This window comes from Pseudomonas sp. NBRC 111140 (assembly GCF_001320885.1).
Classification (GTDB): Bacteria; Pseudomonadota; Gammaproteobacteria; order Pseudomonadales; family Pseudomonadaceae; genus Aquipseudomonas; species Aquipseudomonas putida_P.
In genome coordinates, this window is the sequence record NZ_BCBQ01000041.1 from 1 (window position 1) to 14,389 (window position 14,389).

Below are 14,389 nucleotides of genomic sequence, written 5' to 3' on the forward strand. Positions count from 1 at the left end.
CCGGTATCCAGACCCTGGTCAGCCTGTCGGCGCCCACTGGCCTTGCCCTGCAATGGGCACGCAAGCACAACCTCAACCTCATCCATTTGCCCAAGCACAGCGCACCGCGGGTCTACAGCCCAGCGGCGGAGTCGTAACAGCCGTGACCTCGTACCAGCACCTTCCGGACAACGCCCCAGCCTCTACCCCTCGCTACAAGCCCTACCACGGCCCCGCCGGTGGCTGGGGCGCACTGCGCAGCGTGGCCAAGGCCTGGGTCGGCAGCGATAACGCACTGAAGAACATTCGCGCCCTGCTCAAAACCAACCAGAACGGCGGTTTCGACTGCCCCGGCTGCGCCTGGGGCGACTCGCCGGAAAACGGCATGGTCAAGTTCTGCGAGAACGGCGCCAAGGCGGTGAACTGGGAGGCGACCAAGCGCCGTGTCGATGCGGCCTTCTTCGCCCGTTACAGTGTCACCTCGTTGCTGCAGCAGAGCGATTACTGGCTGGAATACCAGGGGCGCCTGACCGAGCCGATGGTCTACGACGCACCCAGCGACCGCTACCTGCCTATCCGCTGGGAGGCCGCATTCGCCCTGATCGCCCGCGAGCTGAACAAGCTGGCCAACCCGGACCAGGCCGAATTCTATACCTCGGGGCGCGCCAGCAACGAAGCGGCGTACCTGTACCAACTGTTCGTGCGCGCTTACGGCACCAACAACTTCCCCGACTGCTCGAACATGTGCCACGAGGCCAGCGGCGTGGCCCTGGGGCAAAGCGTCGGGGTTGGCAAGGGCACCGTCACCTTCGACGACTTCGAGCATGCCGATGCGATCTTTGTCTGGGGCCAGAACCCCGGTACCAACCACCCTCGCATGCTCGACCCGCTGCGTGATGCGGTGAAACGTGGCGCCCAGGTGGTGTGCGTAAACCCGCTCAAGGAACGTGGCCTGGAGCGCTTCCAGCACCCGCAGAACCCGCTGGAGATGCTGACCAACAGTGACCGGCCAACCAACACCGCGTTCTTCCGCCCGGCGCTGGGCGGCGACATGGCGATGCTGCGCGGCATGGCCAAGTTCGTCCTGCAATGGGAACGCGAAGCCCAGGCCAAAGGCGAGCCGGCCGTGTTCGACCATGCCTTCATTGCCGAGCATGGCCATGGCGTCGACGAGTACCTGGCAGTGGTGGATGCCACGCCGTGGGAACACATCCAGGCGCAGTCCGGCCTGACCCTGGCCGACATCGAGCTGGCCGCGCGCATGTACTGCCGTGGCAAGCGGGTGATCATGTGTTGGGCAATGGGCATCACCCAGCACCGCCATTCAGTGCCGACCATCCAGGAAATCGTCAACCTGCAGATGCTGCGCGGCAACATCGGCGCGCCAGGCGCCGGCCTGTGCCCGGTGCGCGGCCACAGCAACGTGCAGGGTGACCGTACCATGGGCATCAACGAGCGCCCGCCGGTGGCCCTGCTTGACGCCCTCGAAAAGCGCTTTGGCTTCCCCGTGCCCCGGCACAATGGCCACAACACCGTCGAAGCCATCCACGCCATGCTCGACGGCCGCGCCAAAGTATTCATCGGCCTGGGTGGCAACTTCGCCCAAGCCACGCCAGACACCGAGCGCACCGCCCAGGCATTGCGCAACTGCGAGCTGACCGTGCACATCAGCACCAAGCTCAACCGCAGCCATCTGGTCCACGGCAAGCAGGCGCTGATCCTGCCGTGCCTGGGCCGTACCGACATCGACCTGCAGGCCGACGGGCCACAAGCGGTGACAGTGGAGGACTCGTTCAGCATGGTGCACGCCTCCAACGGCCAGCTGAAGCCGCTGTCGACGCAAATGCGCTCGGAACCGGCAGTCGTTGCCGGCATCGCCGCCGCCACCCTGGGCAAGCAACCGGTGGACTGGCACTGGCTGGTGGCTGACTACGACCGAATCCGCGATCTGATCGGCGATACCATCGCCGGCTTCAGCGGTTTCAACCAGCGCCTGCAACACCCAGGTGGCTTCTACCTGGGTAACAGCGCCGCCAGTCGCGAATGGAAGACCAGCACCGGTCGCGCCAACTTCAAGGCCAACCTGCTGCCGGATTCGCTACTCGATGAGCGCGTGCGCGCCAGTGGCCAACTGCCGGACCTGATCATGCAGTCCATGCGCTCGCACGATCAGTACAACACCACCATCTACGGCCTGGACGACCGCTACCGGGGCGTGCGCGGCCAACGTGAGGTGCTGTTCGCCAACGAAGCCGACATCATCCGCCTAGGCTTCCAGCCAGGGCAGAAAGTCGACATCGTTTCGCTGTGGGGAGATGAACATGTGCGCCGGGTGCAAGGCTTTACCTTGCTGCCTTTCGACATCCCGGCCGGGCAGGCGGCGGCGTATTACCCCGAGGTGAACCCGCTGGTGCCGCTGGAGAGCATTGGCGATGGCAGCCACACACCGACATCGAAGTTCATCGCGATCAAACTGGAGCGCGCGCGGGACGACGGGCGCATCCTGTAAAAACGAAAAAAGCCCTGTTCCGTTGGGGTTCAGGGCTTTGTCATAAAGGTCTCAGACAGCCGAAAATCGATAAAGTTTCACAGCAAATACAGTAACTTAGAGAATTGTGTACAACTCGTGTTACTCGTCGGATTTCCGTTGCCAGCCAGGCCGCTTAGCCTCAAATTCGCCTCGTCATCCCTATGAGGCTCTCTTGATGAAGAAGTACTCCTCGATTCTGTTGTTGTCTTTCAGCTTGCTCAGCGGCGTTGCCATGGCAGGCGGCACCACCGAGGCCGGCATTGGCGGCGCATTGGGTGGGGTACTGGGCTCAGTGGTGGGCAACTCCATCGGCGGTAGCACCGGCGGCGCCATTGGTGCCGGCCTGGGCGGCGCGGCAGGCGGTGCCCTGGGCGCGGACAAGCGCCAGCGCGGTGAGGCCGCTATCGGCGGCGCACTGGGCGCGGCAGGCGGTAACGTGGTAGGTCGCTCGGTGGGCGGCACCACCGGTAGCTACATTGGCGCGGCAGCCGGCGGTGGTGCCGGTGGCGCACTGGGTAACTACATGGGCAACAAGGCCGACGAAGACGAGCGTCATGACGATCGCCGCTACCGTCGCGGCTACGACGACCGTCGCCACTACGACCGTGGCCACCATTACGGCCACCGCAAGCACAAGCGCCACTGGCGCGACTGATGCCTGAGGGCCTCGCCCCGGCAGCAAAAGCCCCGCCCCTTGTGGCGGGGCTTTTTTATGCCTGTGGCTCCAGTACAAGGCCGGACAGGATCGCCTGAAGCGCCTCTGGCAGTGCCACAGGCCGGCCACTGGCACGCTCGATGAACACCTGCACCACCGTGCCCGCCGCACACGCCTCTGATTCGCCTGGACGGTAAAGCGCCAAGCGGTACTCCACCGTGCTGCCCGCCAGGCGCGTCACTCCCAACCCCACCTCCAGCACGTCCGGGAAGCCCGGTAGTGCGTAGAAGTCCGCCGCCGAACTGACCACGAAGGCCGCCAGTTCGCCGTCACGCAGGTCCAGTTCGGCCTGTTCGACGAAAAATGCCTGGATGGCGGTTTCGAAAAAGCCATGCACGGTAGCCCCGGCGATATGGCCGTTGATGTCGTTGTCCGAAGGGCGGGTGAGGACGGTGTGGAAGTGGGAGAAGGCAGTGCGCTGAGGGGATTCGGTCATCTGTCTGGCTCTTGTCTTCGCAATTGATGCTGACAGTGAATCAGAAAATCCAGGTTTGCGCTGCCTGCGCTCCCCTGTGGGAGCGGCCTTGCTGATTTGCAGGAACAAAAAAGCCGCCCCTGGGGGCGGCTTTCTCGTTGCGGCTGGCTCAGCTTACAGCTGTGGACCAGCGGCCTTGATGGCGTCGGAAACTTCGAACTTCTTGAAGTTTTCGATGAACAGCTTGGCCAGGCCTTTGGCGGCCTCGTCGTAGGCAGCTTTGTCAGCCCAGTTGGTGCGCGGGTTGAGCAGCTCGGTTTCAACGCCCGGAACAGCCTTCGGCACGTCCAGGTTGATGATGTCCAGGTGCTCGGTTTCGGCACCGACCAGCGCGCCGCTCTGGATCGCAGCGATCACGGCACGGGTGGTCGGGATGCTGAAGCGCTTGCCAACGCCGTAGCCACCACCGGTCCAGCCGGTGTTGACCAGGTAAACCTTGGAGTTGAAGCCGTTGATGCGCTTGATCAGCAGCTCGGCGTACTCGCCAGCCGGGCGCGGGAAGAACGGTGCGCCGAAGCAGGTGGAGAAGGTCGACTTGATGCCGCCGCCCGAACCCATTTCGGTGGAACCGACCAACGCGGTATAGCCGGACAGGAAGTGGTAGGCCGCCTGCTCGTTGTTCAGGATCGAAACCGGAGGCAGTACACCGGTCAGGTCGCAGGTCAGGAAGATGACTGCGTTAGGCTCGCCGCCCAGGTTCGCTTCGGAGCGCTTGGCAACGTGCTCCAGCGGGTAGGCCGCACGGCTGTTCTGGGTCAGGCTGACATCGGTGTAGTCGGCGTGCTTGTTGGCGTCGAGCACGACGTTTTCCAGCACCGCGCCGTGCTTGATGGCTTTCCAGATGACCGGCTCGTTCTTCTCGGACAGGTCGATGCACTTGGCGTAGCAGCCACCTTCCATGTTGAAGACAACGCCTTCGCCCCAACCGTGCTCGTCGTCACCGATCAGGTAACGGCTTTCGTCGGCAGACAGGGTGGTCTTGCCGGTGCCGGACAGGCCGAAGAACAGGGTCACATCACCTTCTTCACCGATGTTGGCCGCGCAGTGCATTGGCAGCACGTCGGCAGCCGGCAGCAGGAAGTTCTGCACCGAGAACATGGCTTTCTTCATTTCACCGGCGTAACGCATGCCAGCGATCAGCACCTTCTTCTGGGCGAAGTTGATGATCACGCAACCGTCGGAGTTGGTGCCGTCACGCTCAGGCTCGCAGACGAAGTTGGCGACGTTCAGGACCTGCCACTGGTCGCGGCCAGCCGGGTTGAACTGCTCCGGGTTGATGAACAGGCAACGGCCGAACAGGTTCTGCCAGGCAGTCTGGGTGGTCATCTTCACTGGCAGGTAGTGCTCGGCAGCCGCCCCTACGTGAACATAGGAAACGAAGTGATCCTGGGCGTTGTTGAACGCCTCGACGCGAGCCCACAGGGCATCGAACTTGTCGGCCGGGAACTTGCGGTTGATCGGGCCCCAGGAAATGGCGTCCTGGGTGGAAGGTTCTTCGACGATGAAACGGTCAGCCGGCGAACGGCCAGTACGGTGACCGGTCTCTACGACCAGTGCGCCAGTATCGGCTAGTACGCCTTCACCGCGTTGCAGCGCTTCTTTTACCAGCTCATCGACGCTCAGGTCGGTGTACACGGTGTTGTTGGCTTGCGTCATGAGATACCCCATCCGGCCCGAGGCCGAGTGCTCCAAACGTTTTGTAGTTGTCTTGAAAAAACTACTACAGCGAAAAAAGTGGCCGGATTATGCCAGAAACGCCCAAAAAAAGTAGGCCCCTCCTGTCAGAACTGCGCTTTTGCGCAATTCGACAGGAGATTGTCCTGTGATTAACCGTTTCAGTGGCGAGTTTCTGAGGCCACGTCAGTGCCGCCACCAGCAAACAGTTGCGCTACATCGCTGGCATCGAAGAAATAGCGCTCGTTGCAGAACTGGCAATCGATCTCCACCGTCCCACCGCACTCTTCTACCAGCGCCTTGGCATCGTGCTCGCCCAGGCTGACCAACGCATTGCCGGAGCGCTCGCGCGAACAGCTGCAATTGAAGCGCAGCGGCTGGATATCGAACAGGCGCACGGCATCTTCGTGGTACAGGCGGTGCAACAGGGTTTCGTTGCCTTCGGCCCACTCTTCGGGCTTGAGGGTCTTGGCCAGGGCCACCACGTGCTGCCAGCTGTCCTCACGCTCTTCATCATCCGGCTGGCGATCACGCGGCAGCTGCTGCAGCAACAAGCCACGGGCCTTGCCGCCTTCGGCATTGAGCCAGAAGCGCGTATTCAACTGCTGCGACTGAATGAAGTAGTTGGTGAAGCATTCCGACAGGTTGGCGCCATCGAGGTCGACGGTACCCTGGTAGCGCTGGCCCTTGACCGGGTCGATGGTCAGGGTCAGGTGGCCGTCGGGCATCAGTTGCGACAGGCTGGCATCCGCCGGGATCTGCTCTGCTTCGTAGCGGGCCATGCCGCGAATTTCGCGGTCACCGGAGCATTCCACCATCAGCAGCGGAATCGGCCCTGCCGAGCGCGCCTGCAAAATCAGCAAGCCATCGAACTTCATCGCGCCGACCAGCAAGGCGGTGGCGGCCATCAGTTCGCCGAGCAATGCCTTGACCGGCTGTGGGTACTCATGGCGCGCCAATACTGCGGCGTAGCTGTCATCCAGAGACACCCACTCGCCGCGCACATCGCGCTCGTCGAAGATGAAACGTTGGGTGAAATCGGTATCAGGCAAATCGCTCATAGGTTTTGGCTATCTAAAAATGATGACAAAATGGTTACAAGGGTTATCGGAAACCTGCGAGAACCCGTGACAGAGCGCTCACAAGGCGCTCCGATTCCTGTTTGCAATAGAGGTATTTTATGGACAATCGACCACTGTTCCAAGCAAGGTGGTCTTTGGGGCCATTGGCAGCCTGTACGCTGCTTCCCATCGCTCTACTGTGTTTCTGGTTATGGCCCATTGGCCAGATCCTGTGCCTGACTTTCGACGAGTGGCTGTTTCACAGCCTGAATGCGCCGCTGGCCGACAACACCACTTGGCGCTACATCTGGACCGTCGGCAGCCTGCGCCCGTTCGACATCGTCGTCGGCCTGATCCTGCTGACAGTGCTCATCCGTGGTGACTGGGTGTTCAAGGCAGCGCAAGTTCGCCAGGCATTTTTCGGCTTTCTGGTCACGCTACTCCTCTTAGTGGTGATTCGCGCACTGTTTTCCAAGTGGGTGGATGCAGCCGGCTGGCAACACAAGAGCCCGTCGATGATCTTCGACGACGTCGTGCACCTCAGTGACTACTACCCCAACCTGGAGAAGGCCTGGGAGCTCAAGGACCGTTCCAGCAAGAGCTTCCCGGGCGATCACGCCTCGGTGTTGCTGATCTGGGCGCTGTTCATGAGCGTGTTCTGCCGCCGCCTGGTGCAGTACCTGGTGGTCTGGGGGCTGGCGCTGCTGTTCATGCTGCCGCGCCTGGTAGCGGGCGCTCACTGGGGGCAGGATGACTACATTGGAGGTTTACTGATGGCGGTGCTGGCGTTGGGCTGGAGCTATTACACGCCGCTGGCGGCCAAGGGCAGCGAGGCGCTGATGCGTTGGACGGCGCCACTGTTCACGATCGCGGCCAAGTTACCGTTGGTCGGCAAGTTGGCGGTAGTCCGCTAAACCCTGGGGCTGCTGCGCAGCCCATCGCGACACAAGGCCGCTTCCACGTCGAATGGTGTGCGCAGGTCCATTGTGTCGCGATGGGCCGCAAAGCGGCCCCGGCTATTCAAAGCTCCCATGCAACTGGTGAATCTGCCGCCGCTGCTTTTTGGTCGGTCGGCCATCGGTAGTCACCCCCATCGCCCCCGCCTTACGCAGGTCGGCCGCCTGCTCACGGCGACGCACACTTTCTTCGGTTTCCTCGTACAGCGTCTGCGCCTCTGGCGCCCCACGCCGCACCACCGACAACGCTTTCACCACCACAGTACGTTCATCGAACCCGGTGCGCAGCACGAACTCGTCGCCCACCCGCGGTTCTTTGCCCGGCTTGCATCGCTCGCCCCGGCAATGCACCTTGCCGCTTTCGATCGCGGCCTTGGCCAGCGCTCGCGTCTTGTAAAAGCGCGCCGCCCACAGCCATTTGTCCAGACGAACCTTATCGTCGTCTTCGGCTTTTTGTGCCATCCCGTTACCTCGGATTCTGTCTTTCATCGAACTGTACTACCTTCACATACGGATGCAAAAAGTCCCCGCCGTGCTTACAGTTCACCACCTCATTCGCAGGGTGTGCTTCGTGAAGACATTTGACCATTTGACTGTGATCGGCCTGCGCGAGTGGGTCGCCTTGCCTGACCTCGGCGTGGCCGGGCTGCGCGCCAAGATCGACACCGGTGCCAGCACCTCCAGCCTGCACGCCACAGAGGTGGAACCGTTCGAGCGCGATGGCCAGCCCTGGGTCCGTTTCACCGCGCACCTGGGCTCGGTGGTGCAACTGCGTCACCGCCGCTGCGAGGCGCCGCTGGTCACCATGAAAACCATCAAAAGCTCCAACGGCCAGGCCCAGACCCGCTATGTCATCCGCACGTCACTGGCGCTGGGCGATGGTGTGTGGGAGGTGGAGTTCACCCTGGCCTGCCGCAAGAATATGCGCTACCGCCTGTTGCTTGGTTCCAAGGCCCTCATACACGGCCAATTGGTGGTCAACCCCGGCCTGAAATACGTACAAGACAAACCGGCCTTCCCGGCCACCCTTTCCCCTGTCACAGGTGCTGCATGAAGATCGCTGTGCTGTCGCGCAATCCGCGTCTGTATTCCACCCGCCGCCTGGTCGAAGCCGGTATCCAGCGTGGCCACGAAATGGTGGTGATCGATACCCTGCGGGCCTACATGAACATTGCCAGCCACAAGCCGCAGATCCACTATCGCGGCAAGCCGCTGGAAGGCTTCGATGCGGTGATCCCGCGCATCGGTGCTTCGGTTACCTTCTACGGCTGCGCAGTACTGCGCCAGTTCGAAATGATGGGCGTGTACCCACTCAACGAGTCGGTGGCCATTGCCCGCTCACGCGACAAGCTGCGCTCGTTGCAGTTGTTGTCGCGGCGCGGCATCGGCCTGCCGATCACAGGCTTCGCCCACTCGCCGGACGACATCCCCGACCTGATCCAGATGGTCAACGGTGCCCCTTTGGTGATCAAGGTGCTGGAAGGCACTCAAGGCATCGGCGTGGTGCTGTGCGAAACCACCCAGGCGGCCGAGTCAGTGATCGAAGCGTTCATGGGCCTCAAACAGAACATCATGGTTCAGGAGTACATCAAAGAGGCCGGTGGCGCCGACATTCGCTGCTTCGTAGTGGGCGACAAGGTGATTGCCTCGATGAAGCGTCAGGCCAAGCCGGGCGAGTTTCGCTCCAACCTGCACCGTGGTGGCGTTGCCAGCCTGATCAAGATAACCCCTGAAGAGCGGATTACCGCGATTCGCGCGGCCAAGGTGATGGGGCTGAGCGTGGCGGGCGTGGATATCCTGCGCTCCAACCATGGGCCGCTGGTGATGGAGGTGAACTCGTCGCCGGGGCTGGAAGGCATTGAAGTGACCACCGGCAAGAACGTGGCCGGGATGATCATCGAACACCTGGAGAAGAATGGCGGGCCGAATCAGACCCGGACCAAGGGCAAAGGCTGAGATTTTTGGGGCCGCTTTGCGGCCCCAGCAATCACACGGCATTACGCGGTAGCAGCAGCCCCAATGGCAGCCTGACCCGCGCTTCGATCCCGCCACCAGACCGGTTACGCAATTCCACATTCCCGCCATGCTGCGCCGCGATCCGTTTGACGATCGCCAGCCCCAGGCCTGTGCCCTTGCCACCCCGCGCCCGGTCACCTCGAATGAACGGGTTGAAGATGGTTTCCAACTCCGACTCGTCGATCCCGGTGCCGCGGTCCAGCACGCTCAGCACCACGTACGGCGCACTTTCGTCACCCGACACATAGGCCGCCACCTCGACCCCCTTGCCAGCATGGTGCAAGGCGTTGCCGATAAGGTTGCCCAACATGCGCTTGAGCGAAACCCGGCGCAGCGGGAACGGTGGAATCGGCTCCAGGCACAGGCGCACGCGCTCTTGTGGCTGGTTGTACGGCGCCACCACCTCGCGTACCAGGTCAGCCAGGTCGACCTCTTCCACCGGTTCGTCACGGCCATCGCGGATAAACGCCAGGAACTGATCGAGAATCGCGTCCATGTCCTCGATATCGCGGACCATGTCGTCACTCAAATCGCTGTCGCTGTTCAGCAGTGACAACGACAGCCGCAGACGTGTCAGCGGTGTGCGCAGGTCATGGGAAACCCCAGCCAACATCAGCTCGCGCTCGCGCCCGGCCTGCTCGACATCCTCGGCCATCTGGTTGAAGGCCTTGTACACCTCGGTCATCTCGCTGGGCGTATCGCTGATCGGCAGGCGCACACTGCGCCCCTGGCCAAGCTGGCGAGCGGCAAACACCAGGCGCTTGAGCGGCTGGTTCAGCTGGCGCACGAAAATCCACGCCGAAGCGGTAGACAACAGGCCGATGGCCAGGAACCAGCCCAGCACGTTCCAGATTTTCTGCCCACGCAACGGGTGCGGGTACAGCGGCACTTTCAGCCAACCAGGCCCAAGGCTTGGCGCGTTGACCCACAACGCTGGCGGCGCGTGAATGCGCAGCCGAACTTCGGTGTCGTCACCCAGTTCGGCCTGCATCTGCCGTTGGTAGATTTCGCTGTAGGGCCAGTGCTGCTCCCCTTCGGGCACGCCCGAGCCGGTCACGCGGATAAGGCCTGCCGCCTCGGCGATCTTGTCGCGGTTTTCTTCGTCGGCGGCCCAATAGGCGCGCAAGGTCAGCGCCACCCCGTGGCTGTACTGACGGTCGACCAGCACGTCCTCGTTCATCAGCAGGTAGACCAGGGTCAGCGCCTTGGAGAACAGGACGACGATCAACACCAGCCACAGGGTGCGGGCGAAGAAGCTTTGCGGAAACCAGACCGGTGTTTTCATGAAGGGCGCGGCATCATTTACCGGCGTTTCCGTCCGGTACGAACACGTAGCCCACGCCCCATACGGTCTGGATGTAACGCGGCTTGGACGGGTCCGGTTCGATCATGCGGCGCAGGCGCGAGATCTGCACGTCGATGGAGCGCTCCAGTGCATCCCACTCACGGCCACGGGCCAGGTTCATCAGCTTGTCGCGGGTCAACGGCTCGCGGGCGTGCATCACCAGGGCCTTGAGTACGGCGAATTCACCGGTGGTGAGCATGTGCACTTCGTCGCCACGCTTGAGTTCGCGGGTGGCCAGCGAAAGCTCGTAGTCGCCGAAGGTGACCGACTCGTCTTCGCTGCCCGGCGCACCCGGTACGCTGGGCGCCTGGCGACGCAGCACAGCCTTGACCCGCGCCATCAGTTCGTCCGGGTTGAAGGGTTTGCCCAGGTAGTCGTCGGCACCCAGTTCCAGGCCTTTGATGCGGCTGAGCTCATCGCCCTTGGCGGTCAGCATGATGATCGGGATCTGGTTGTTCTGCTGGCGCAGGCGCTTGCACGCAGACAGGCCATCCTCACCTGGCAGCATCAGGTCGAGTACCACCAGGTTGAACACTTCGCGCTGCAACAGACGGTCCATCTGCTCGGTGTTGGGCACCGCGCGGGCACGGTAGCCCTTGCTGGTGAAGAAACGTTCCAGCAGGCTGCTCAGCCCCGGATCGTCGTCGACGATGAGAATCTTGTCACCTTCAGCGGTGTTTGGCGTGCCGGTCATGAATAACTCCTCTGATTTCGCCGCGCATTATGGCGTAGCCATTGCTGCACGTTGCGTGAGCATTGTTAGCAGATTTTTCCCCCGGCGCCAGTTCCGGCTGGCCGGGCGCCATCACCGCAAGGCGTTTGCGATGGGTATAATGCGCGCCTTTCATCCAGCGCCGCCGGGCGAAAAGCCCACAGGCGACCCCCGTATTCACAAATGTCAGGTGGTTTACATGGACAGCATCAACAGCCGTATCGCCGAGGAACTGGGCGTACGCCCCCAGCAGGTCGAGGCGGCCGTGGGCCTGTTGGACGAAGGCTCGACCGTGCCCTTCATCGCCCGTTACCGCAAGGAAGTGACCGGTAGCCTGGACGATACCCAGTTGCGCCATCTGGAAGAACGCCTGCGCTACCTGCGCGAACTCGACGAGCGCCGCGCCAGCATCCTGTCCAGCATCGAGGAGCAGGGCAAACTGACCCCGGAACTGGCCCGCGAGATCAAGCTGGCCGACACCAAGACGCGCCTCGAAGACCTGTACCTGCCGTACAAGCAGAAGCGTCGCACCAAGGGCCAGATCGCCCTGGAAGCCGGCCTTGGCGAGCTGGCCGACGGCCTGTTCAACGACCCCACCCTGGCACCGGAAAGCGAAGCCGCACGCTTCGTCGACGCCGAAAAGGGCGTGGCCGACGTCAAGGCGGCACTGGAAGGCGCCAAGTACATCCTGATGGAGCGCTTTGCCGAAGACGCCGCCCTGCTCGACAAGCTGCGCAGTTTCCTCAAGCAGGAAGCCGTGCTCAGCGCCCGCCTGGTGGCCGGCAAGGAAGAAGAAGGCGCCAAGTTCCGCGATTACTTCGCCCACGACGAACTGCTGCGCACTGCGCCGTCGCACCGTGCGCTGGCCATCTTCCGCGGGCGCAATGAAGGTGTTTTGAGCGCATCGCTCAAGGTCGGCGAAGAGCTGCCCGGTACCCTGCACCCATGCGAACTGATGATCGGCAGCCACGTCGGCATCGAAAACCGCGGCCGCCCGGCCGACAAATGGCTGGGCGAAGTGGTGCGCTGGACCTGGAAGGTCAAGCTGTATACCCACCTGGAAACCGACCTGTTCGGCGAGCTGCGGGACAACGCCGAAGGCGAAGCGATCAACGTGTTCGCCCACAACCTGCACGACCTGCTGCTGGCCGCCCCGGCTGGCCCACGTGCTACCCTGGGCTTCGACCCGGGCCTGCGCACAGGCTGCAAGATCGCCGTGGTCGATGCCACCGGCAAGCTGCTGGACTACACCACGGTCTACCCGCACGCGCCGAAGAACGACTGGGACCGCACCCTTTCCATCATGGCTGCACTGTGCGCCAAGCACTCGGTGGAGCTGATCGCCATCGGCAACGGCACCGCCAGCCGTGAAAGCGACAAGCTGGTGGCCGAGCTGGTTAAAAAATACCCAGCACTGAAAATCACCAAGATCATGGTCTCCGAAGCCGGCGCGTCGGTGTATTCGGCCTCGGAACTGGCCGCCCGCGAGTTCCCGGACCTGGACGTGTCGATCCGTGGTGCCGTGTCGATTGCTCGCCGCCTGCAGGACCCGCTGGCCGAGCTGGTGAAAATCGACCCGAAATCCATCGGTGTCGGCCAGTACCAGCACGACGTGTCCCAGCTGAAACTGGCGCGTGGCCTGGACGCCGTGGTCGAGGACTGCGTGAACGCCGTGGGTGTGGACGTGAACACCGCCTCGGTGGCGCTGCTGACCCGTATCTCCGGCCTCAACGCCACGCTGGCACAGAACATCGTTGCCCACCGCGATGCCAACGGCCCCTTCGCCACCCGTGCAGCGCTGAAAAAGGTCAGCCGCCTGGGTGAAAAAACATTCGAGCAAGCCGCCGGCTTCCTGCGTGTGATGAACGGCGACAACCCGCTGGACGCCTCTGCGGTGCACCCTGAGGCCTACCCGCTGGTGCAGCGCATCGCCGCCGACACCGAGCGCGACATTCGCTCGCTGATTGGCGACAGCAGCTTCCTCAAGCGTTTGGACCCGAAGAAGTTCACCGACGAGTCCTTCGGCCTGCCGACCGTCACCGACATCCTGCAAGAGCTGGACAAGCCTGGTCGCGACCCACGCCCCGAGTTCAAGACCGCCACCTTCCAGGACGGCGTCGAAGACCTCAAGGACCTCGAACCCGGCATGATCCTGGAAGGCGTGGTGACCAACGTCACCAACTTCGGCGCCTTCGTCGACATCGGTGTGCACCAGGACGGCCTGGTACACATCTCGGCACTGTCGGAGAAGTTCATCAAAGACCCGCGTGAAGCGGTCAAGGCCGGCGATGTGGTCAAGGTCAAAGTCATGGAAGTGGATATCCCGCGCAAGCGCGTCGGCCTGTCCATGCGCATGAGCGACACCCCCGGCGAAAAGGTCGAAGGCAACCGTGGCGGCAATCGTGGCAATGGCGGCAACCGCCAGCAGCAGGCCCCGCGCCAGCGTGAAACCACCACTGCCGCACCGGCCAACAATGCCATGGCCTCCCTGTTCGCCAACGCCAAGCAGTTGAAGAAGAAGTGATGGACGTACCGCGCGAATACGTCGAAAGCGCCTTCAGCCAACTGCTGGGCTGCCGCCTGCAACGCCTGGATACCGGTGTTGCCGAGGTGGCCCTGGCCCTCGAGCCGCATTTGCGCAACCGTGGCCAGAAGCTGCACGGCGGGGCCATCTTCAGCCTGGTGGACATCGCCATGGGCCTGGCCTGCTCGGCCAGCCATGGCTTTGACCAGCAAAGCGTCACCATCGAGTGCAAGATCAACTACATGCGCGCCGTCAGCGACGGTGACGTGCTGTGTACCGCCCGTGTACTGCACGCCGGGCGGCGCACCCTGGTGGTCGACGCTGACGTAGTCCAGGGCGACAAGCTGGTGGCAAAAGCGCAAGGAACCTTCGCGGTTCTCTAGCTCACCAAGCCGTATCTGC

At 62.7% G+C, this 14,389-nt stretch carries 14 protein-coding genes; 8 read left to right on the top strand and 6 right to left on the bottom strand.

Features of this window, described 5'->3' with window-relative positions; translation table 11 throughout:
• From APH42_RS29865 to APH42_RS14985, 3 genes are all read left to right on the top strand, one after another.
• A partial coding sequence (locus APH42_RS29865) for a formate dehydrogenase accessory sulfurtransferase FdhD (protein WP_177336854.1) occupies positions 1-137 on the top strand: 137 nt, incomplete at its 5' end.
• Positions 138-142: 5 nt separating this feature from the next.
• Positions 143-2,488 carry an FdhF/YdeP family oxidoreductase gene (locus APH42_RS14980; RefSeq protein ID WP_060493638.1) on the top strand — a complete coding sequence of 782 codons (2,346 nt, stop codon included), beginning with the start codon at positions 143-145 and terminating at the stop codon, positions 2,486-2,488.
• Between the two features lie 196 nt (positions 2,489-2,684).
• Positions 2,685-3,164, top strand: coding sequence for a glycine zipper domain-containing protein (locus APH42_RS14985; RefSeq protein ID WP_012270060.1), 480 nt, complete (start codon positions 2,685-2,687; stop codon positions 3,162-3,164).
• A 55-nt stretch (positions 3,165-3,219) separates the two neighbouring features.
• On the opposite strand, the gene APH42_RS14990 is transcribed toward APH42_RS14985, so the two are convergent.
• The 3 genes from APH42_RS14990 to hslO all read right to left on the bottom strand — a co-directional run bounded on the left by APH42_RS14990 (position 3,220) and on the right by hslO (position 6,434).
• Positions 3,220-3,660 (bottom strand): thioesterase family protein, encoded by a 441-nt coding sequence (locus tag APH42_RS14990; RefSeq protein ID WP_012270059.1) that lies wholly within the window; start codon positions 3,658-3,660, stop codon positions 3,220-3,222.
• Between the two features lie 153 nt (positions 3,661-3,813).
• Positions 3,814-5,355, bottom strand: coding sequence for a phosphoenolpyruvate carboxykinase (locus tag APH42_RS14995; RefSeq protein WP_012270058.1), 1,542 nt, complete (start codon positions 5,353-5,355; stop codon positions 3,814-3,816).
• Between the two features lie 179 nt (positions 5,356-5,534).
• On the bottom strand, positions 5,535-6,434 hold the full coding sequence (gene hslO / locus APH42_RS15000; protein WP_060493639.1) for an Hsp33 family molecular chaperone HslO: 900 nt from the start codon (positions 6,432-6,434) through the stop codon (positions 5,535-5,537).
• Between the two features lie 119 nt (positions 6,435-6,553).
• On the opposite strand from hslO, the gene APH42_RS15005 reads away from it, so the two are divergent.
• Positions 6,554-7,348 carry a phosphatase PAP2 family protein gene (locus APH42_RS15005; RefSeq protein WP_060493640.1) on the top strand — a complete coding sequence of 265 codons (795 nt, stop codon included), beginning with the start codon at positions 6,554-6,556 and terminating at the stop codon, positions 7,346-7,348.
• A gap of 102 nt (positions 7,349-7,450) precedes the next feature.
• Here APH42_RS15005 and APH42_RS15010 read toward each other — a convergent pair whose 3' ends face one another.
• Positions 7,451-7,852, bottom strand: a complete 402-nt coding sequence (locus tag APH42_RS15010) for an RNA-binding S4 domain-containing protein (protein WP_060493641.1) — start codon at positions 7,850-7,852, stop codon at positions 7,451-7,453.
• A gap of 109 nt (positions 7,853-7,961) precedes the next feature.
• Here APH42_RS15010 and APH42_RS15015 point away from each other — a divergent pair, with 109 nt between their 5' ends.
• The gene (locus tag APH42_RS15015) at positions 7,962-8,444 is read left to right on the top strand and encodes an ATP-dependent zinc protease (RefSeq protein WP_041166351.1); all 483 of its coding nucleotides are present in this window, start codon (positions 7,962-7,964) and stop codon (positions 8,442-8,444) included.
• A complete protein-coding gene (gene rimK / locus APH42_RS15020) occupies positions 8,441-9,346 on the top strand; it encodes a 30S ribosomal protein S6--L-glutamate ligase (RefSeq protein WP_008099005.1) in 906 nt (301 codons plus the stop codon). Before APH42_RS15015 ends, rimK begins: the two co-directional genes overlap by 4 nt.
• A 31-nt stretch (positions 9,347-9,377) precedes the next feature.
• Here rimK and APH42_RS15025 read toward each other — a convergent pair whose 3' ends face one another.
• Together APH42_RS15025 and ompR are read right to left on the bottom strand one after the other, a co-directional pair.
• Entirely contained in the window at positions 9,378-10,691 is a 1,314-nt protein-coding gene (locus APH42_RS15025) for an ATP-binding protein (RefSeq protein WP_012270053.1), read from the bottom strand.
• A gap of 13 nt (positions 10,692-10,704) precedes the next feature.
• On the bottom strand, positions 10,705-11,445 hold the full coding sequence (ompR, locus tag APH42_RS15030) for a two-component system response regulator OmpR (RefSeq protein WP_012270052.1): 741 nt from the start codon (positions 11,443-11,445) through the stop codon (positions 10,705-10,707).
• Positions 11,446-11,662: 217 nt separating this feature from the next.
• Between ompR and APH42_RS15035 the strand changes: the two genes are divergently transcribed.
• Together APH42_RS15035 and APH42_RS15040 are read left to right on the top strand one after the other, a co-directional pair.
• On the top strand, positions 11,663-13,987 hold the full coding sequence (locus APH42_RS15035) for a Tex family protein (protein WP_060493642.1): 2,325 nt from the start codon (positions 11,663-11,665) through the stop codon (positions 13,985-13,987).
• Complete coding sequence (locus APH42_RS15040; RefSeq protein WP_060493643.1) at positions 13,987-14,370, top strand: PaaI family thioesterase; 384 nt, start codon at positions 13,987-13,989, stop codon at positions 14,368-14,370. The genes APH42_RS15035 and APH42_RS15040 overlap by 1 nt, the downstream gene beginning before the upstream one ends.
• Positions 14,371-14,389 lie beyond the last annotated feature (19 nt).